Annotated in this window: 17 protein-coding genes and 2 pseudogenes; 4 read left to right on the top strand and 15 right to left on the bottom strand. The window is 70.5% G+C overall.

Annotated elements, in window-relative coordinates:
• Positions 1-104: 104 nt before the first annotated feature.
• Genes IPG61_15490 through IPG61_15475 form a run of 4 tightly spaced genes read right to left on the bottom strand, consistent with a single transcriptional unit; the run spans position 105 to position 2,171 of the window.
• Complete coding sequence (locus IPG61_15490; protein ID MBK6735451.1) at positions 105-890, bottom strand: threonine/serine exporter family protein; 786 nt, start codon at positions 888-890, stop codon at positions 105-107.
• Entirely contained in the window at positions 800-1,318 is a 519-nt protein-coding gene (locus tag IPG61_15485) for a threonine/serine exporter family protein (protein MBK6735450.1), read from the bottom strand. Before IPG61_15485 ends, IPG61_15490 begins: the two co-directional genes overlap by 91 nt.
• On the bottom strand, positions 1,285-1,797 hold the full coding sequence (locus tag IPG61_15480; protein MBK6735449.1) for an HDOD domain-containing protein: 513 nt from the start codon (positions 1,795-1,797) through the stop codon (positions 1,285-1,287). The genes IPG61_15485 and IPG61_15480 overlap by 34 nt, the downstream gene beginning before the upstream one ends.
• Positions 1,689-2,171: an HDOD domain-containing protein gene (locus IPG61_15475; protein MBK6735448.1), complete on the bottom strand. Its 483-nt coding sequence runs from the start codon at positions 2,169-2,171 to the stop codon at positions 1,689-1,691. The genes IPG61_15480 and IPG61_15475 overlap by 109 nt, the downstream gene beginning before the upstream one ends.
• 153 nt (positions 2,172-2,324) lie before the next feature.
• Between IPG61_15475 and IPG61_15470 the strand changes: the two genes are divergently transcribed.
• Entirely contained in the window at positions 2,325-2,849 is a 525-nt protein-coding gene (locus IPG61_15470) for a hypothetical protein (GenBank protein ID MBK6735447.1), read from the top strand.
• An 82-nt stretch (positions 2,850-2,931) separates the two neighbouring features.
• On the top strand, positions 2,932-4,422 hold the full coding sequence (locus IPG61_15465) for a DUF342 domain-containing protein (protein ID MBK6735446.1): 1,491 nt from the start codon (positions 2,932-2,934) through the stop codon (positions 4,420-4,422).
• A gap of 74 nt (positions 4,423-4,496) precedes the next feature.
• On the opposite strand, the gene IPG61_15460 is transcribed toward IPG61_15465, so the two are convergent.
• Both IPG61_15460 and IPG61_15455 read right to left on the bottom strand, forming a co-directional pair.
• The gene (locus tag IPG61_15460; GenBank protein ID MBK6735445.1) at positions 4,497-4,859 is read right to left on the bottom strand and encodes a pentapeptide repeat-containing protein; all 363 of its coding nucleotides are present in this window, start codon (positions 4,857-4,859) and stop codon (positions 4,497-4,499) included.
• Positions 4,860-4,944: 85 nt separating this feature from the next.
• Positions 4,945-6,588, bottom strand: coding sequence for an MFS transporter (locus IPG61_15455; protein ID MBK6735444.1), 1,644 nt, complete (start codon positions 6,586-6,588; stop codon positions 4,945-4,947).
• 485 nt (positions 6,589-7,073) lie between these two features.
• Here IPG61_15455 and IPG61_15450 point away from each other — a divergent pair, with 485 nt between their 5' ends.
• Both IPG61_15450 and IPG61_15445 read left to right on the top strand, forming a co-directional pair.
• Positions 7,074-8,225 (top strand): DUF819 family protein, encoded by a 1,152-nt coding sequence (locus IPG61_15450; protein MBK6735443.1) that lies wholly within the window; start codon positions 7,074-7,076, stop codon positions 8,223-8,225.
• Entirely contained in the window at positions 8,170-8,862 is a 693-nt protein-coding gene (locus IPG61_15445; protein ID MBK6735442.1) for a glutathione peroxidase, read from the top strand. Before IPG61_15450 ends, IPG61_15445 begins: the two co-directional genes overlap by 56 nt.
• Positions 8,863-8,930: 68 nt before the next feature.
• On the opposite strand, the gene IPG61_15440 is transcribed toward IPG61_15445, so the two are convergent.
• From IPG61_15440 to IPG61_15400, 9 genes and pseudogenes are all read right to left on the bottom strand, one after another.
• Complete coding sequence (locus IPG61_15440) at positions 8,931-9,341, bottom strand: T9SS type A sorting domain-containing protein (GenBank protein MBK6735441.1); 411 nt, start codon at positions 9,339-9,341, stop codon at positions 8,931-8,933.
• A gap of 102 nt (positions 9,342-9,443) precedes the next feature.
• Positions 9,444-9,671 (bottom strand): annotated as a pseudogene (locus IPG61_15435) (hypothetical protein).
• 6 nt (positions 9,672-9,677) lie between these two features.
• A pseudogene (locus IPG61_15430) lies at positions 9,678-9,845 on the bottom strand (cell wall anchor protein).
• A 260-nt stretch (positions 9,846-10,105) separates the two neighbouring features.
• Complete coding sequence (locus IPG61_15425; protein MBK6735440.1) at positions 10,106-10,990, bottom strand: hypothetical protein; 885 nt, start codon at positions 10,988-10,990, stop codon at positions 10,106-10,108.
• A 298-nt stretch (positions 10,991-11,288) separates the two neighbouring features.
• Positions 11,289-14,033 carry a vitamin B12-dependent ribonucleotide reductase gene (locus IPG61_15420; protein MBK6735439.1) on the bottom strand — a complete coding sequence of 915 codons (2,745 nt, stop codon included), beginning with the start codon at positions 14,031-14,033 and terminating at the stop codon, positions 11,289-11,291.
• Positions 14,034-14,639: 606 nt separating this feature from the next.
• Positions 14,640-15,053 (bottom strand): arsenate reductase ArsC, encoded by a 414-nt coding sequence (locus IPG61_15415; protein MBK6735438.1) that lies wholly within the window; start codon positions 15,051-15,053, stop codon positions 14,640-14,642.
• Positions 15,050-15,946 (bottom strand): HDOD domain-containing protein, encoded by an 897-nt coding sequence (locus tag IPG61_15410; protein ID MBK6735437.1) that lies wholly within the window; start codon positions 15,944-15,946, stop codon positions 15,050-15,052. Before IPG61_15410 ends, IPG61_15415 begins: the two co-directional genes overlap by 4 nt.
• A gap of 26 nt (positions 15,947-15,972) precedes the next feature.
• Positions 15,973-16,479 carry a biotin/lipoyl-binding protein gene (locus IPG61_15405; protein MBK6735436.1) on the bottom strand — a complete coding sequence of 169 codons (507 nt, stop codon included), beginning with the start codon at positions 16,477-16,479 and terminating at the stop codon, positions 15,973-15,975.
• Between the two features lie 22 nt (positions 16,480-16,501).
• Positions 16,502-18,046 carry an acetyl-CoA carboxylase biotin carboxylase subunit gene (locus IPG61_15400; protein MBK6735435.1) on the bottom strand — a complete coding sequence of 515 codons (1,545 nt, stop codon included), beginning with the start codon at positions 18,044-18,046 and terminating at the stop codon, positions 16,502-16,504.
• Positions 18,047-18,254: the final 208 nt, after the last annotated feature.

Here is an 18,254-nt window from a genome sequence, read left to right as displayed (position 1 = left end):
GGGGACGCCCCGGAACGGGAACGCGGGGGACGATTCCCGGAGGGTCATTCTAGGGGGCGCCGCCCCGTGCCGTCAACCGGCATGGGCACCATCAGGCGTACTGCCTACAGGGGGTTGCGGGGCGGCAGGAGCACGTTCGCCAGCAGCAGGCCGGCCACCAGCGACACGCCCACCAGGAGTGCGGTGACGGCGCTGTCGATCCCGCCGACCACATTGCGCTCCATCAGGAACGACAGGCTCCGGTAACCGATGGCCCCCGGTACCAGCATGATCAGCGACGGCACCACCATGACTACGGCCGGACGGCGCCACCGCCGCTCGTAGAGGTTGCCGGCCAGCCCCGCCAGCAGCGCGCCGAGGAGCGCGCCGAACGCCGGTCCCAGCAAATGTACGCCCAGGCGGGCGGCGCCGAACGCCGTCACGATGCCGACGAGCATCCACGGCCATTCGCCGCGGCGGGCCCGGAACAGGACCGCCAGTGCGGGCGCCGTGAGCAGCAGGGCCGGCGCCAGTGTCCAGCCCGGGAGCGCGGCGGGCGCCGCTCCCCGGTTGACGGCCAGGGCGGGCAGGAATGTCGCGAGCTGCTGTCCGAGGCCGACGCCGAGGCCCAGCTTGAGCAGCGTCATCAGCGACCCGGTCAGGCGGGCCGTGCCGCGGACCAGGTGCCCGGCCGCCAGTTCGTTCAGGGCCAGGGTGAGCGTCAGCCCCGGCAGGAGCACGATGATGCTCGAGACGATCACGGGAGCGACGGCCAGGCCGGTCCAGATCGATCCGGCGGCCATCGCGAGGACCGTGGCGGTCATGGCCGCGGCGAATTCGTAGATGCGCCCGACGGTCTCCGAACGCTGGGCGGCCACGCCGAGCACGCCCACGATGAGTCCCACCACCACGGAGGCGAGGATCTCCCCGCCCCGGTCCCGAAGACGAGGGCGGCCGTGCCCGAGGCCGTCGCCAGGGCCACGACACTGAGTGCCGGGCCGTACGGCGACGGCGACGTGGCGACATCGCGCAACCGCACGTGCGCCTGTTCGACGCTGATCTCGCCGCGCCAGAGCGCCTCGACGACCTCGTCCAGCGCCACGATGCGGTCGAGCCGCATCTCGCCGGGCGTCACCCGGGCAAGCGAGGTCTGCTGGCTGCCCGGCTCGCCGAACGCGGAGATGAGCGAGGTGGGTGTCGAGAAGAACTCGGCACGCAGGTCCAGGCGACGCGCCGCCACGCTGAGCGTGTCCTCGAGGCGATGCGCAGGAATGCCGTTCTCGTGGAGCGCGCGGCCCAGGGCGATCAGGAAATCGATACGGGGGTCGACGGTTGGCATGGCAGTCCGGCCGGGCGCGTGGCGCGGGCCAGGGTCTCCTCCGGCGCAAGGGTCACCGAATCGACGATCAGGCGCAGACGATCGGCGTCAATGCCCCAGGGCGCAAGATAATCGAGTTCCTCCGGCCAGGCTTCCGCCTGCAGGTGATCGCCCGCCATCTGCGCCACCATGTCGCCCACCAAGACCGCCAGCACCAGGTCCTTGTCGTGCGGGGCCGCCCAGGGCCGGTGATGGTACCTGATCGCTGCCGCGAGTGGCGCCGGGAAGCCCCAGTTCTCGGCCAGCAGCGCGCCGGCGTCGGTATGGTCGAATCCGAGGGTCTCGCGTTCGCGCTCGTTGACGTTGAACAGGGGGAATGCCGGCACCAGCTTCATGCCGTTGGTGGCCAGGTGCGAGTCGAGTGCGAGCATGCCGATGTCGTGCACCAGGCCGGCAGTGAAGGCCTCACACGAGCGCTCCGGCGCACCCAGTTCGCCCATGACCACCTGGCCGTCATCGCCGAGGTCAGGGCGTGCTCCCAATAGCGATCACGGTCGATGCCGTAGCCGGTCAGGTTGCGGCGCATGACCGGCACCATCCCCGTGGCGAAGGCCAGGGTGAGCACGGCCCGGTTGCCGAGCAGCACCAGCGCCTGCCGCGTCGTACCGACGGTTCCGCGCACGCCGTAGAAGGCCGAGTTGGACAGCTTCAGGACATTGGCCGTCATGGCGCCGTCCTGGTCGAGCACCTGCGCGACCTTGTCCGCAGCGCACGTCTGGTCCTTGAGCAGGTCCAGCAGGCGCACGACGGTGGTGGGCAACGCCGCCAGGTCGCCTGTCGTCGAGACCAGGTCACGGAGCACATATTGAGGCAAGGCGCCCTCCACCATCGGGTTCCCGGAGCCGCTGCAGATATCCCGACGGGGATCGGCAACCGACGTCCGCGGGTTGAGCTAAGTTTTTGCGCCCCTGCCCATTGAAAGCGCAAAGCCGGGTTCGGTTGGCACAGGTCGTGCTTTCCCAAGGGCATGGACCGGCACGCACGATTCATCCTGCTGGCGACCCTGGCGTTCGGAACCGTCGTTTTCGGCGGCACCGTGGCTGTGCTCGCCATGTCCCGGCCCGTGGATCCCTGGGCCGCCATGGCCGGGATCCTGGCTGCCGGGGCCCTGACGGTGGCGCTCCTGGCCATGGCCTGGGCCCGCCGGCGCACTTCCGGAGCCCGCCAGCGTCCGAACGGCGCCGAACCGGTCCGTGACCCCGCCAGCGGCCTGGCCGTGGTGCCCCTGGGTGACGGCCAGGCGGCAGTCATCTTCGACGCGGATGCGGCCGGACCTGTGGCTGCCGCGGCCCCGGACCCCGCCGTCGCCGCCCGCGAGGCGGCCGTCGACGCCGATACCATCTGGGCGGCCATCACCGACGCGGTCGCCGACGCCGGGCGCCCGCCGGCGCCGCCCAGGAACCTGACCGGTCCCGGCCATGGACCCCTCGACTGGGCCCGCCGGCTCACCCGCCGCCCGCCCCCGCCGGCCGACAGCGACGATTGCCGTTAAACCCCCGCCTCCGTTCGCCGAAAATCAGAGCGAGTTGTAGTGTCATTGCGGGCTCGCGACGCAGAGTGGAGTCGGGATCCTCATGGCCGGTGCACGCGCATCACAGAAACCTGCTTCGGGCGGCACGGCCACCGCCGAACCCGCCGGCATGCGCGCCGGCGCCGGCGACGTCAGCGTCTATGTCACGGACGACAAGCTCGGCGTGCTGCTGGATTGCCCCGACCCGCTTCCGGTGCTGGACGAAACCGTGGCCACCGTCATGGAAGCGTTCCGCAAGCTGAAGATCCCCGAATACCCCGATGCCGAGTTGCTCACGCAGATGCTCGCCGTCTGTGCGCATAACGGGCAGGCGCTGGTCGCGCAACCGCTCATCCAGGGCTACGACGCCGAACCGAGCCGTGACGGGCGCCTGGAATGGGCGCGCGATTTCTTTGTCGAGGGATGGGAAGTCGACGCCGAGACGGGCGCCATCGATTTCTGGGCAAGGCTCGACAACCGCGCCGTCACCGCCGGCGAATGGCTGCTGAAGCTGCATCCGCCGGTAACGGGCGAACCGGGACTCAACGTCTTCGGCCAGAAGATCGCGGTCGGACGACCGCAAAAGGAGCGAATGCGCTGCGCCAAGGGCGTGACGCAACGCGACGACGAACAGGGCATCACCTGGTTCGAGGCCGAGGTCTCCGGGCGCGTGCGTCTGAACAACGGCACGCTGGCCGTCGACGACGTCTACGTGGTCAAGGGCAACCTCGGGCTGGCGACCGGCAACATCCGCCACACCGGGACCCTGCAGATCGAGGGCGACATCGAACAGGGCGTGACCATCGAGGTCAACGGTGACGTTGTCGTGCGCGGCATGATCGAGCCGTGCAACATCACGACCGGCGGTTGCCTGCAGGTCGGTGGCGGCATTGTCGGGCAGGAAGAATTCCGCATCTGCGTCGGCGGCAGCGTGCAGGCACGATACATCCGTGACGCCAACCTCGATGCGATCGGCGACGTGACCGTGGGCAACGAGGTGTCCCACGCCGTGATCCGCACGCTCGGGCGCGTCCTGGTGGCCAACGGGCGCATCGGTGGCGGCACGACGATCGCGCGCGCGGGAATCACCGTGGGCCAGGCCGGTGCGGCCGGCGCCACGGGCACGGTGCTGGTGGCGGGCGTCGACTACCTGGTCGAGCCGACCGTGGCCAGGATGGAGGCTGAGCTCGCCGAATTCGAGAAGCGTCGCGGGTTCCTGACCGCCGAGATGGCCCGGCTCCGCGAGATGCCGAGCGGAGAATCCAAGGAGGCCGTCGCCGCCGCGCTGGGCGAACTGGTACGGGAAGCGGCAGCGCTACCGGGCGCAATCACCCAGGCGACCGCGGCGATCAAGCGCTATATCGACGAAGCCGAGGCGGCCTGTCATCCCGAGATCGCAGCACTCAAGGAAGTGTGGTCCGGCACGTCGATCCAGCTGGGCGAGGAACGCATGCCCGTGCGCGCGTCCGTGCGCAAGCCTCGCCTGGCGCGCCTGCTCAACGGCCGCGTCAGGCTGCTGCCGCTCGGCGAGGGCAACATGCCCGACACCGAGTGACGGCGGCAATTCCCCCCGGATCATCCTGACCGCACAATGCCCGACACGGCGCCGGCATTTGCGGCACCTTGCCTCTAGCGGCCGCGCAGGAGCGGGTTGTAGCGCATGCGCGTGCCGAGGTCGACCGAGAGACGGATCTCCTCGGCGGAAAGCTCGGCAGGGAACATGACGCCGGAAACGCGGGCGTTCCGCAGGCTGACGCCCTCCATGCGGGTGTTCGAGAAGTCGATGCCGCGCAGGTCGGCTTCCCGCAGGTAGGCGTCCGACATGTCGAGCCCGTCGGCGTTCATCCCGCGCAGGTCCAGCGACCGCAGGTCGACGCCACGCAGGTCACAGGTGGCGCCCGTTGCGCGCTTGGCGTTGAAGCCCGTGACGTCGTCCGAGCGCAGCAGCTGGTACAGCGGATCCTTCGAGAATGCGGGCCGGGAACTCGGCATGCTGGTCACCTTTCCGGGTATGCCGCCCGCTCCGCGCAGGACGGCTGGGGGTCAGCTTACACCACGATCGGGATCTCTGCGACCATCAGGTCGACACCGGCCAACCCGCCTGCCGCTCGGCTCGACGCGCCGCCGCGTTGCCCGCCGCCGGGTCGACCCGCCACAGCAGCAGGCCGCCGGCCACGAAGAACACCACCAGCGAAGCGACGCCAACCCGGCTGGTGCCGGCCGCCTGGGCCGTCAGCCCGAAGACCAGCGGCCCCACCACGCCGGCCAGCCGCCCGCTGGCGCCGAAGAACCCGAAGAACTCGGCGGCGCGGTGCCGCGGCACCATGGCCGCGAAGAGCGAGCGGCTCAGTGCCTGCGCGCCGCCCTGCACCACGCCGACGGCTGCCGCCAGCAGGTAGAAGTGCAGGGCCGTGCGCAGGAACAGCGCGCCGACGGCGATCAGCGTGTAGCCGGCCAGGGCGCCCAGGACCAGGGTGCGCGCGCCGTGCCGTTTCGCGGCAGCGGCAAAGGCGTACGAGCAGGGCACGCCCACCGCCTGGGTGACCACCAGCGCCCCGATCAGGTGCGTCAGGCCGATGCCCTGCTCGGCGCCGAAGGCCGTGGCCATCTTGACGATGGTGCCGATCCCGTCGTTGTAGACCCAGTAGGCGACGAGCAGCAGGCTGAGGTCGGGATAGCTGCGGATCTCGTTGAAGGTGCCGCGCAGGCGTCGCAACGTCGCCAGCACGCCGGCCGGCGCGCCCGACGATGGAGGCTCGGGCACGCGCCTCAGCAGCGGGATCGTGAACAACATCCACCACACACCCACGCTGATGAAGGACAGGCGCACGGCCTGCCCGGCGTCGGCGAGCCCGAACCAGCCCGGCTTGAGCACCCAGGCCAGGTTCACGACGAGCAGGAGCCCGCCGCCCGCGTAGCCGAGGCCGTAGGCGCGGGCCGAAAGGGCGTCGAGCCCGGCCCCCGTCGCCAGGTGGGGCAGCAGCGCCTCGTAGAACACGATGGACAGGGAAAACGCGAGGCTCGCGGCCGTGAACAGCAGCGCCGCGGCCTGCCACTGCGCGCCGCCCAGGGTAGCCATCAACATGGTCAGGACGGCGCCGGCGCCCGCGAACCACGCCAGGCGGCGCTTGCGATCACCGCGCGCATCGGCGGCCGCGCCGAGCGGTGGCGACAGGAGGGCCGTCAGGAGCAGGCCACCTGCCGTCACGTAGCCCCACAGGGCGGTGGCCTCGGACTCGCCGCGCCCGCCGGCAATGGCCAACTGCCGGAAGAAGGGCGGGAACAGGGCGGCCATGATCGAGGTGGCGAACGCCGAGTTGGCCCAGTCATAGAAGCACCAGGCGGTGCGCGCGGTGTCGTCGACTTCGGTAACGGCTTTCACCAGTAGTACGAGATGCCGGCCTGGGGCGACACCGTCGTGTTGCCGGTCCGCTCTTCGTGTACGAAGTCGAGTTCCACCAGCCACGCCCAGCGCGCGCCCTGGAGCACCTCGACGCCGACACCGGCGCCGTAGTTCCAGTCGGTACCGGCCGCGTAGATGTCGCCGTCCGGACCCACGCCCGTCTTCTCGCGGTGGTAGTAGAAGGCGGTACCGACGGCCGTGAACAGGCGCAGCTGCGAGTCCTGGCGCAGCAGGTAGTGCAGCTGGATGCCGAGATTGTGGCGCTGGTCGTCGCCGGTGTGCCAGATGCCGCCGGCGGCCTGCGCATACAGGAACCATTGCAGCGGCAACCGGAACGACAGGCCCGTGCCGCCGATCTTGCCGTAGTGCATGCCGACCGCACCGGTCAACGTGTCGCCGCCCCGGTTCCAGTCGCGACCGTCGCCGCGGGACACCGCCTGCGCCGGCAGCGCCGCCAGGGTCGTCACCAGCATCGCCAACAGCGCGAGCGCCACCGCAGACGCACGGTGGCCGGATTGCAGGGCGCAGGATCTCATCGACATCGCTCCATCCTCGGTTGGGACCGTCGCAGGCCCGGTGGCCTGGTCGGGGCCGTTGGTCCATCCATCGCCATACTGGCAAAACAGCGCGGGTTCTGCCACCCCGAACCGTCGGCGGTCGTCCCGCGGCCGTCCGTCGACTGCATCCGGGCCCGCGCCATGGGTTGTCGCCGGGGCCGGCCGCTGCTAACCTGCGCCGACCCGTCGACCGTGCGGCGGCGGGCGACTGTCGTGGCTCCCGGTTTCGAAAGGACCCGCACCGTGCTGGCTACCCTGATTCCCGCCGACAGTTCCTGGGCGATCTGGGCGGTGCTGCTGACGGCGGCCGCCTTCGGCCTGCATGTCGAGAACACCCGCGTGGGCCGGCGGCTCAGCGGCGCCATCCTGACCATGGGCTTCACGTTCCTGCTCTCGAATCTCGGCGTGATCCCGGCCGACGGCGTTCCGGCCTACGACGTGGTCTGGGGCCGCCTGGTGCCGCTGGCGATCCCACTGCTGCTCCTGCGCGCCGACCTGCGGCGCATTCTCCGCGAGGCGGGCCCCACCCTGCTGGCGTTCGGCATCGGTGCCGTCGGCAGCGTCCTGGGGACGATCGTCGCCTTCCTCGTGGTGCCGCTCGGCGCGGAGGGCTGGCAGCTGGCGGCCGTGTTCTGCGCCACCTGCATCGGCGGTTCCATGAACTACGCCGCCGTCTCGGAGATCGTCGGGTTGCGCTCGGGCGACCTGCTGAGCGCCGGTGTCGCCGCCGACAACCTCGTGATGGCGATCTACTTCCTGATCCTGTTTGCGCTGCCCTCGTTCGGCTGGCTGGCACGACGCTACCCGCGCCGACTGGTGGAGGCAACGCCGGGCTCCTCCGCGCTCGACTCCGGCCGGAAGGCCGTCAACACGATGCCCGACCTGCGCGGCACGACCACGGCGGTGGCCCTGGGGCTCGTGCTTTGCGCCATCAGCTATGGACTGGCGGCGCTGACCGGCTGGAAGGGCAGCGGTGTGCTGATCCTCACGGCGTTGACCGTGACGCTGGCGACCGCGGCGCCGGGCGCCTGCGCCAGGCTGGCCGGCAGTGACGTGATCGGCACCTTCCTGATGCAGATCTTCTTCGCCGTGATCGGGGCCAGCGCCAACATCGGCATGGTTCTCAAGGTGGGACCGGTGCTTTTCGTCTTTGCCGCGGTGATCCTCGCCATCCACCTGCTGGTGCTGCTGCTGGGTGGCATGCTGATGCGGCTGGACCTGTTCGAGCTTATCATCGCTTCGAACGCGAACGTGGGCGGCCCGACGACCGCCGCGGCCATGGCCGTGGCGCGGCGCTGGGACACACTGGTGCTGCCGGCCATCCTCTGCGGCACGCTGGGCTATGCCGTGGCCAACTTCATCGGCGTGGCGGTCGGGCACTGGCTCAAGGGACTATAGACGGACGCGGCGGCAGGCGCCGCGCCGGGGAACGGGGATCCGCTTGAAGAACGTCATCCTGATTTTCGCGGGCGCACTCGTGGTGGCGGTCGGCATCGTCGTCATCGTCCTGCGCGGCGCGCTGGCCGGCGGCGCGCAAGCGGCGACCGGCGAGGCGCCCGGCACGCTTTGGGCCTTCACGCCGAACTCGCTGGAAGGGAAGCCTGCGGCGCTCTCCCAGTGGAAGGGGCAGGTCGCACTGGTGGTCAACACGGCCAGCAAGTGCGGGCTGACGCCGCAGTACAAGGGCCTCGAGTCGCTGTATCGCGAGTTGAAGGACCAGGGCTTCGTCGTGCTGGGCTTCCCCAGCAACGACTTCATGGGCCAGGAGCCCGGCACCGCCGAGGAGATCCGTTCGTTCTGCGACACCAACTACCAGGTCAGCTTTCCGCTGTTCGCCAAGGTGAAGGTGAAGGGCGACGGCAGGAGACGGCCTCTACTCGTGGCTGACGGGCGGCGGCCTCGAGAGCCCACCTGGAACTTCACGAAGTACCTGGTGGGCCGCGACGGCAAGGTCATCGCCCGCTTCGGGCCCAAGACCGCGCCCGACGATGCCGAGCTTCGCGCGGCGATCACGAAGGCTCTCGGCGGGGCCTAGGCGCCTCCAGCTGCCGGTCTCCTGCCTCGATCCTGCGCCCGGCCCGCGAACTGCAGGCCGGGCGCCGTCTATTTGAGGAGCGTCAACGAACGGAAGTCGTGCCCGTCCCCGGTCTCCAGCCGGCCCAGGTAGAGGCCGGCGGGCAGCAGGCGACCGTCGTTCGCGGTCCCGTCCCAGGTGACATGGTGGCGGCCCGCCGCATACCGGCCGCGGACCAGTTCGCGCACGAGGCGACCGCGGAGATCGTGGATGCGCAGGCGCACGTCGGCGGCCGCCGGCAGTTCCCAGGTGATCGTGGTGCCCGCATTGAACGGGTTGGGGAAGCAGGGCAGCAGGCGCGGGCGCGCCGGCAGCGGCAGTTCGGGATCGTAGCCTTCCTGCAGGCGCTCGCTCTGCGCCGCCAGGGCGTGGTTGTAGCCGGCGGAGATGGACTTGAGGCGGACGTTGGCGTGCGGCAGCGCCTGCCCGCCGGCGCCCATGTTCCCCCAGGCCGCCACCGTCGCATCGTCCCGCAAGGCGAGGCTGAAGCGCCCCCCGGCGCTGACGGCGGTCCAGGCCGGGTCGGGTGGCGGCACATCGCATTGCCCGTCGTCGTTGTTGCCCCAGGCCACCAGCGTGCCGTCGGCCCGGAGGCCGACGCTGTGCGCCCAGCCGGCCGCGATCGCCACAAAGCCGCTGTTGGGCGCCGGCACCGCGCACTGGCCCTCTGCGTTGCTGCCCCACGCCGCGATCGAGCCGTCGGCGCGCAGGCCCAGGCTGTGGGCGCCGCCCGCGGCGATCGCGACGAAGCCCGCGTTGGGAGCGGGCACCGCGGTCTGGCCCTGGGTTGCCTGGCCCCAGGCGAGGATGATCCCCCCGGCAGCCAGCCCGAGGCTGTGCGAGCCGCCCGCCGCGATCGCCGTGTAGGGGAACGGCAGCGCCGGCACGGTGCACTGCCCGTCGGCATTGTTGCCCCAGGCGGCGACGGTGCCGTCGCTGCGCAGGCCGAGGCTGTGCGACTGGCCGGCAGCGAGGCTCGTGAAGCCCGCGTTCGGAAACGGCACCTCGCACTGGCGCAGGTCATTGTCGCCCCAGGCCAGCACGAAACCGTCAATACGCAGCGCCAGGCTGTGCGCGAAGCCGGCGGCGACGACGACGAACTCGCGGTTGGGCACCGGCAGGCCGCACTGGGCGTCGTCGTTCAGGCCCCAGGCATCGGCGCCGCCGCCCTTGAGCAGGCCCACCGTGTGGCCGAAGCCGCCGGTCACCGCCGTGTAGAACGCGTTGGAAGAAAGCGGCACGCCCTGCCCGTGGTCGTTGCGCCCCCAGGCCGCGAGCGAACCGTCGGCCCGCAGCGCCAGGCCGTGGTCGAAGCCCGAGGCGATGGCGACGAAGCCCGCGTTCGGCGACGGCACGACGAGCTGTCCGACATCGGAGCGCCCCAGGCGGCGACGCTGCCGTCGGCGCGCAGCGCCAGCGAGTGCTTCCAGCCGGCGGCGATCGCGACGAAGCCGGTGTTGGGCACGGGCACGTCACACTGCCCGTCATCGTTGCGTCCCCACGCAGCGATCGTGCCGTCCGCGCGCAGAGCCAGGCTGTGGAAGCCGCCGGCCGCTACCGCGCTGAAGCCACCTTCGGCCGGCGCGCTTGAGCACTGCGCGAAATCGTCGCGTCCCCAGGCCGTGACCCCGCCTGCGGCGCCGAGCACCAGGTTGTGGTAACCGCCGGCGGCGATCGCGGTGTGGCCGGTGTTCGCGCCCTGACCGTTGCTCACCTGCGGCGCCGTGCCCTGCCCGTGTTCGTTGGCGCCCCAGGCGTGGACGGTGCCGGCGGCGTCCAGGGCCAGGCTGTGCAGGTAGCCGGCCGAGACAGCCACGAGGCCGCGCACGGCGACCGGCGGTGTCGCCTGGCCGAACCAGTTGTAGCCGGTGGCGACGAGGGTGCTGTCCGGTCGCAGGCCCAGCGTGTGGTAGCCGCCCGCCGAGACGGCGCGCAGGTCGGCCAGTTCCTCGCGACCGGCCACCACGGCGGCGCCCCAGCTGACGACCGTGGCCCCGGCCGGGGGCGTGCCTCCCAGCAGCACGCCCAGCGCCAGGGCGCAGAGGAGCGGCGTGAACCGGAGCCGGTGCTGCGCGCCCATCGTCTGCATCAGCCGGCAACTCCTGGTGTGTGTCCTGCCGCCCACGACATACCCTGTGTGCCCCTCGGAGTCCATCGATCCTGCCGACGCCGGCCCGCCGGCCCGTTGGCCGCGCGTTTCAAGATACGGTGAAATGCAGGACCGTCGCCCGTGCGCGTCGGCGACGGCACTTCTCCCCCTGCGGCAGGCCCCCAAAGCCAGGAACCCGGCAGGGATCCTTCCCCGCCGGGTTCCGGCAGCCATCCTGGCCGCGGTTCGCTCCGTCTTCACGGAGGCGCCCAAAGGCACCCGCCGTGATCGCTGGCTGCTAGGAGCAGCCGGTGGTCGTCCCGCAGTTGATGCACTTGTAGCAGGAGCCGCTGCGCACGGTCAGCGAATCGCAATTCGGGCACGGCGGGCTGTCGGTCTGCGCCTGGATCGTCATGCGCGGCTGCTGCATGGTGATGCGCGCAGGGCCGCCCGCCGACGCAGCCATGGCCTTCTGCGCCTGGTCGACGGCGCGGGCCTCGACCGGAATGGTCGCCTCGGTGCCGTCGTCATCGCCGGCGTGCTCGCCGAACTTCAGGTCCATCCAGCGGAAGATGTAGTCCATCACCGATTTGGCGATGGGGATCTCCGGGTTGCTGGTGAAGCCGCTCGGCTCGAAGCGCGCGTGGGTGAACTTGTTGATGAGCACCTTCAGCGGCACGCCGTACTGCAGCATGATCGACACGCTGGTGGCGAAGCTGTCCATCAGGCCGCTGACCACGGAGCCTTCCTTGGCCATCGAGATGAACATCTCGCCCGGCTTGCCGTTCGGGTACAGGCCGACGGTGATGTAGCCCTCGTGCCCGCCGATGTCGAACTTGTGCGTGATGGCGCGCCGCTCGTCCGGCAGCCGCACGCGCTGGGGCTTGGGCGGGGCCAGCGGCGCCTCGGCCACGACCTCGTCCTTCTTCTTGCCCGTGTTCAGCGGCTGCAGGCGCTTGCTGCCGTCGCGATAGATGGCCACCGCCTTGAGCCCCATCTTCCAGGCCTCGAGGTACGTGGTCATGATCTCGTCGACGGTCGCCTCGGGCGGCAGGTTGACGGTCTTGCTGATGGCGCCCGACAGGAACGGCTGCACGGCGGCCATCATGCGCAGGTGCCCCATGTAGTGGATCGAGCGCTGGCCGTTCGCGGGCCGGAACGCGCAGTCGAAGACCGGCAGGTGCTCTTCCTTCAGGCCCGGCGCGCCCTCGATCGTCTCGTTCTCGGCGATGAACTCGATGATGGCCTCGACGGCCTCCTCGTCATAGCCCAGCTTCTCGAGCGCCTCGGGCACCGAGTTGTTGATGATCTTCATCATGCCGCCGTCGACCAGCTTCTTGTACTTCACCAGGGCGATGTCGGGTTCGACGCCGGTGGTGTCGCAGTCCATCATGAAGCCGATCGTGCCGGTCGGCGCCAACACCGTGACCTGGCTGTTGCGGTAGCCGTAGTCGTGGCCCAGGGCGTAGGCGTCGCGCCACACCTTCTCGGCCTCTTCCAGCAGGCCTTCGGGCACGCGATTGGCGTTGATGCCGTTGACCGCCGCGCGGTGCTTGCGGATGACCTCGAGCATGGGCTCGCGGTTCTCGGCGTAGCCGTCGAACGGGCCCATCTCGCGGGCCAGCTCGGCCGACGTCAGGTAGGCCTGGCCGCACATGAGCGCGGTGAGGGCCGCCGCGTAGTCGCGACCGGTGTCGCTGTCGTAGGGCAGCCCGCGGTTCATCAGCAGCGCGCCCAGGTTGGCGTAACCGAGGCCCAGCGGCCGGAAGCGGTGGCTGTTGGCGGCGATCTCGGCGCGCGGGTAGCTGCTGTTGCCGACGACGATCTCCATGGCCGTGATCATCACGCGCACCGCATAGCGGAACGCGTCGATGTCGAACTCGCCGTCGGCCTGGCGGAACTTCATCAGGTTCAGCGAGGCCAGGTTGCAGGCCGAGTCGTCGAGGAACATGTACTCGCTGCACGGGTTCGACGCCCGGATGCGGTCGGTGTTGGGGCAGGTGTGCCAGTCGTTGATCGTCGTGTCGAACTGCACGCCCGGGTCGCCGCACAGGTGGGTACCCTCGGCGATCTTCCGCATCAGGGTGCGGGCCTTGACGATGCCCATCGGGCGGCCGTCGGTGACCGCGCGCATCGTCCAGTCACCGTCCTCCTCCACCGCGCGCATGAACTCGTTCGTGGCGCGGACGGAGTTGTTGCTGTTCTGGAAGAACACCGAGTTGTAGGCCTCGCCGCCGAACGATCCGTCGTAGCCGGAGTCGATCAGCGCCCAGGCCTTCTTCTCCTCGTTCACCTTGCAGTCGATGAACTCCTCGATGTCGGGATGGTCGGCGTTGAGGATGACCATCTTCGCGGCGCGGCGCGTCTTGCCGCCGCTCTTGATGACGCCGGCAAAGGCGTCGAAGCCGCGCATGAACGAGACCGGGCCGCTGGCCTGGCCGCCGGTCGACAGCTGCTCACGGCTGGAACGCAGCGCCGACAGGTTGCTGCCGGTGCCCGAGCCGTACTTGAACAGCAGGCCCTCGGTCTTGGCCAGGTCGAGGATGCTCGTCATCGAGTCCTGCACGGAATTGATGAAGCAGGCCGAACACTGCGGCGTCTTCTCGACGCCGACGTTGAACCACACCGGCGAGTTGAACGACACCAGCTGGTTGACCAGCATGTGGGTCAGCTCGGCGCGGAAGATCTCGCCGTCCTGCGCCGTGACGAACGTGCCGTCCTTCAGGCCCCAGTCGGCGATGGTGTTGGCCACGCGGCCCACGAGCTGGCGCACCGAATGCTCGCGGTCGGGGCTGCCGAGGCCGCCGCGAAAATACTTGGAGACGACCACGTTGGCCGCCATCTGGGTCCACTCGGCCGGGATCTCGCAGTTGTCCTGCCGGAACAGGACCTCGCCCTTGTCGGTGGCGATGACCGCCGTGCGCAGCGTCCACTCGACGGCATCGAACGGGTTGACGCCGTCGCGCGTGTAGTGCCGGTTGAAGGCCACCCCGCGCGGACGGCGACGAACGGCGTTGCCTTCGGGGTCCGCCCCGGACTCCATGGGCAAGGTCGTCCTCTCGGTGGTACGGGCGCCGAAAAGCGAACCGTCGATCGGTGCTTCGTGTCTGGGAAATCCATCGGGATTGGTCTTGTCCGTCATGCTCCTCCGCTCCTTGTGTTCAGGTCCTCTGAACGTTGCTGGCCGCGATGTTTCCTGCCGCGGATGCGCTGGCTCCGCCAGCGCTGCCGACAGGAATCTGCTGCCCCTGTCGCGCTCCGGTTCCTGAGGAAAAATCAGGTCGCGCTTGATGTTCTATCAGTCGGTCTGCCCCCAACATGTGGGGGCTCTGAGGTTCGTTTACCACACCACTTAGTGGCGTGAGCGGCACATTAAGAAAGAACCGGGTCACGTTTCAAAACAAAATCTTCACATACCGTCGAGCGAAGCCCCAGGCGGCCCCGCAACCGCGCCAAAGGCCCGCCGGCGGGCCGATTCGACGCGGTCCCGAGGCGGGAAAAAAAATCTGCTGTGCCCCCGCGGACGCGCGTGCCAACCCTCCGGGCGGCCCACGATCATATTCATCCTGTATTACGGATTTAACGTATATATTCACAACCCAAAGACTGCGAACGAGTTCGCGGTGCGGAGCGGGCCGCAGGCGCCCCGTCAGCGGGAAAACTCTGCCACGAGGCCTGAAACCAGCCCCCGCAGGTGATCCCGGCCGGCTCGGTAGGCGGCGCGCAGTTCGGCGGCCGTCCCGCGGGCGGACATCGGGTCGGGCATCGGGCTGGGGCGGTGCCGCGAAGGGTCGGCCAGGGCCGGCAGGAAGCGGCCGGCCTCATCGCTGAGGGTGACCACGAGGTCGAAGGCGTCCAGGTCGTGCACGTCGATGGACTTGGAATACTGGCCGTCCATGGCGACGCCCGCCTCGGCCATGATCGCGCGCGTGCGCTCGTGGATCGGGTGCGTGATCAACCCGGCACTGGCGGCGGTCCAGCCAGCGGGAAACAGCTGGCGCGCCCAGGCCTCGGCCATCTGGCTGCGGCAGGCGTTCGCGGTGCAGATGAACAGGACCTTCACGGACGACCTTTCAGCGCGTCGGCCAGCGACGCGACATCACCGGGCAGGCGGGCCAGCACCTCGCGCGCGTCGACCTCGGCTACGCCCAGCGCGTCGAGCGCCTCGAGCCAGGGGGCGTCGTCGGTGCACAGGTCGCCGGCGCCGAGGCCCGCGCGGCTGGCGGTCAGGTTGGCGCCCGCCACGGCGCGCAGCAGGTCGGCGGCCGCGGGTTCGGGCCCCAGGTCGGCCAGGCAGCCGGCGGTGTACGGAACATGGTGCGCGCCGATGACGGTGGCCAGCCCGGTCGGGGAATTCCAGGACTCGGCCAGCGCCTGCCCGGCTTCGGCGTGGTCGAAGCCGAGGATCTCGCGCTCACCGCGCACCAGCACGTCGAAGCCGGCGGTCTGGGGCAACTGCTGAAGCTTCGCCTTGAGGGCGCCGTTGAGCACCAGCTTGCCGATGTCGTGGACGAGACCGGCGGTGAAGGCGCGGTCCCGCGAAACACGGGCACTGTCGGGGGCGCCGGCGGCGCCCGTGCCGGCCAGGTGGGCCGCCCCCACGGCGACGGCCAGCGAATGCCGCCAAAGGACATCGCGCTCCAGGCGGTAGCCGGCCAGCGGCCCCCGCAACACGTCGCCCAGGCTGGTGGCGAACGCCAGCGAGACGACGGTGCGGCTGCCCAGCATCATCAGCGCCTCGTTGACGGTGCCCACCTGGCGACGCAATCCGTAATAGGCGCTGTTGCTCAGCTTCAGAAGGTTGGCGGTCAGCGAGGCATCGGTGCCGATCACCTCGAGCACGGCGTCGGCCCCGGCACTCTCGTCGTCCAGCAGCGCCAGCAGACGCGAGGTCGTCGACGGCAATGCCGGAAGCTCGCCGGTGGCGGCGATGATCTCCTGCAGGCGGTGGTCCATCTCATCTCCCGGAATAGTGCCGCCGCTCAAGCGATGGGCGAGGCCTCGACGGCAATCAGCAGGTCGCCCTGGGCGACGACCTGTCCTTCGCCGACCGCAAGGCGCTCGACGATCCCGGCGCACGGCGCCGACAACTCGGTTTCCATCTTCATCGATTCCATGATCACGAGCGGTTGGCCGGCGGACACCTGCTGGCCGGCGGACACCAGCAGGCGCACCACCTTGCCCGGCATGCGCGCGTGCAGGTTCGGCCCCTCGGCCACGTCGGCCACGGCTTCGCCGGCGTGGACCGGGTCGGGCCGGCGCAACCGGTGGACGCGACCGTCGCAGAACACCAGGCGCTCGTCGCGCTGCGCCACGACCCAGGCCCGGCGCCGGCTGCCGTCAGGAAGCGTCACGAGCCAGGCACCGTCGGCGGCAGCGATGACTGACGCTCCCGTCGTTTCACCCTCGGGCGTCACGAGCCAACCGCCCTCCTGGTGACGGACGGCGAGGGCGTGTTCACCGTTGTCGTCGCGGAATTTCAGCTGCACGGCCGCTCCCTGCGCATGGTTCTCAACCCAGTCCCGGGTGGCGATAGCGCCCCAGGCGGTCCCACGGCGAGGCTGCCGCTACGGGCTCGCCGTCGGCGGCGTTCGCGCTGCCGGTCAATGACGTGGCGCCACCGCGTGCGCGCCCGCCCGTCTCGGCCGCCGCGGTCGCCAGCAGCGCCACCCCGGCATCGACGGCCCGACCGCTGCGCCAGTGCGGCAGGTGCTCCTCGAGGAATCCGGTGTGCAGGCGGCCGGCGGCGAACGCGGGCTCGGCCAGCACGGCCAGGAGGTACTCGTGGTTCGTGGTCACGCCGAGGATCGGGTAGTCGCGCAGGGCCGCCGCCATGCGCGCGATGGCCGCCGGGCGATCGGGCGCGTGCACGCTCAGCTTGGCGATCATCGGATCGTAGTAGAGACTCACTTCGTCGCCCTGCCGGACGCCCGAGTCGACGCGCACGCCGGGACCCGACGGCTCCCGCAGCAGCAGCAGCGTTCCCAGCGAGGGCATGAACCCGTTCTCGGGATCCTCCGCGTAGACGCGGCACTCGATGGCGTGGCCGCGGGCCGTCAGGTCCGACTGCTTCCAGGGCAGCGGGGCGCCGCCGGCAACCAGGATCTGCGCGCAGACCAGGTCCTGGCCGGTGACCAGCTCGGTGACGGGGTGCTCCACCTGCAGGCGGGTGTTCATCTCCAGGAAGTAGAAGTTCCCGGACGGGTCGACAAGGAACTCGACGGTGCCGGCGCCCTCGTAGCCAACGGCGCGGGCGGCGGCCACCGCGGCGGCGCCCATCGCGGCGCGGCGCGCCTCGTCCAGCGCGGGCGACGGGGTCTCCTCGATGATCTTCTGGTGGCGACGCTGGATCGAACACTCGCGCTCGAACAGGTGCACGACGTTGCCATGGCTGTCGCCGAAGACCTGGAACTCGATGTGTCGCGGCTGGGCGATGAAGCGCTCGACGTAGACGGTACCGTCGCCGAAGGCGCCGCGCGCCTCGCGGGCCGCCGCCTCGCAGGCAGCCACCACCTGTGCGCGGTCCTGCACCAGCCGCATGCCCTTGCCGCCGCCGCCGAACGCGGCCTTGACCATCAACGGATAGCCGACGCCGTCGCAGACCGCGTGCACGGCGTTGGCGTCGAAGGCGCCGTCGGCAGTCGGCTCCGGCAGGCGCGCGCCCGGCACGACCGGGACGCCCGCCTTTTCCATCACGGCGCGCGCAGCGGTCTTCTCGCCCATGGCGCGGATGACGGCCGGCGACGGCCCGATGAAGACCAGCCCCGCGGCGGCGCACGCCTCGGCGAAGGCCGCGTTCTCGGCCAGGAAGCCGTAGCCGGGGTGCACCGCGTCGGCGCCCGTCTGCACGGCGGCGGCGATGATCAGGTCGGCCCGCAGGTACGAGGCAGACGGCTCGGGCGGACCGAGCACCACCGCAACGTCGGCCAGCTCGGCGTGCAGCGCGCGCCGGTCGGCCTCCGAGCACACGGCCACGGTGCGCAGCCCCAGTTCCCGGCAGGCACGGATCACGCGCACGGCGATCTCGCCGCGGTTGGCCACCAGTACGGTGCGGATCTCGCGTCGCGGAGCGGTCACGCGCGGGCCTCCCCGTCGCAGGGTTCGAGTCGCCAGCCTGCAGCCGGCGTCCAGGGCGCGGGTCGGCGCCCGAGGAAGGAAGCCAGGGCCGCCTGTGCTTCCGGCGTGGCGCGCGCCTCGGCAATGCGTTGCGCGCAAACGGCGGCGCTGCCTGCGTACCCGGCGGCCACCACGTCACGCAACAGCT

This window comes from bacterium (genome assembly GCA_016703265.1).
Taxonomy (GTDB): domain Bacteria; phylum Krumholzibacteriota; class Krumholzibacteriia; order LZORAL124-64-63; family LZORAL124-64-63; genus CAINDZ01.
Note: the sequence above shows the minus strand (reverse complement) of the source record. Positions and strands in the feature narration are given on the sequence as shown.

Bases quoted from the DNA above. Each gene is read 5' to 3' on its own strand.
- IPG61_15485 (MBK6735450.1), bottom strand. From the start codon at position 1,318: ATGCCAACCGTCGACCCCCGTATCGATTTCCTGATCGCCCTGGGCCGC.
- IPG61_15480 (MBK6735449.1), bottom strand. From the start codon at position 1,797: ATGGGCGAACTGGGTGCGCCGGAGCGCTCGTGTGAGGCCTTCACTGCC.
- IPG61_15470 (MBK6735447.1), top strand. From the start codon at position 2,325: ATGGACCGGCACGCACGATTCATCCTGCTGGCGACCCTGGCGTTCGGA.
- IPG61_15465 (MBK6735446.1), top strand. From the start codon at position 2,932: ATGGCCGGTGCACGCGCATCACAGAAACCTGCTTCGGGCGGCACGGCC.
- IPG61_15460 (MBK6735445.1), bottom strand. From the start codon at position 4,859: ATGCCGAGTTCCCGGCCCGCATTCTCGAAGGATCCGCTGTACCAGCTG.
- IPG61_15455 (MBK6735444.1), bottom strand. From the start codon at position 6,588: ATGGTTCCTGTATGCGCAGGCCGCCGGCGGCATCTGGCACACCGGCGA.
- IPG61_15445 (MBK6735442.1), top strand. From the start codon at position 8,170: ATGCCGTGGCCAACTTCATCGGCGTGGCGGTCGGGCACTGGCTCAAGG.
- IPG61_15440 (MBK6735441.1), bottom strand. From the start codon at position 9,341: ATGGGCGCCGGCGGGCAGGCGCTGCCGCACGCCAACGTCCGCCTCAAG.
- IPG61_15425 (MBK6735440.1), bottom strand. From the start codon at position 10,990: ATGCAGACGATGGGCGCGCAGCACCGGCTCCGGTTCACGCCGCTCCTC.
- IPG61_15420 (MBK6735439.1), bottom strand. From the start codon at position 14,033: ATGGAGTCCGGGGCGGACCCCGAAGGCAACGCCGTTCGTCGCCGTCCG.
- IPG61_15410 (MBK6735437.1), bottom strand. From the start codon at position 15,946: ATGGACCACCGCCTGCAGGAGATCATCGCCGCCACCGGCGAGCTTCCG.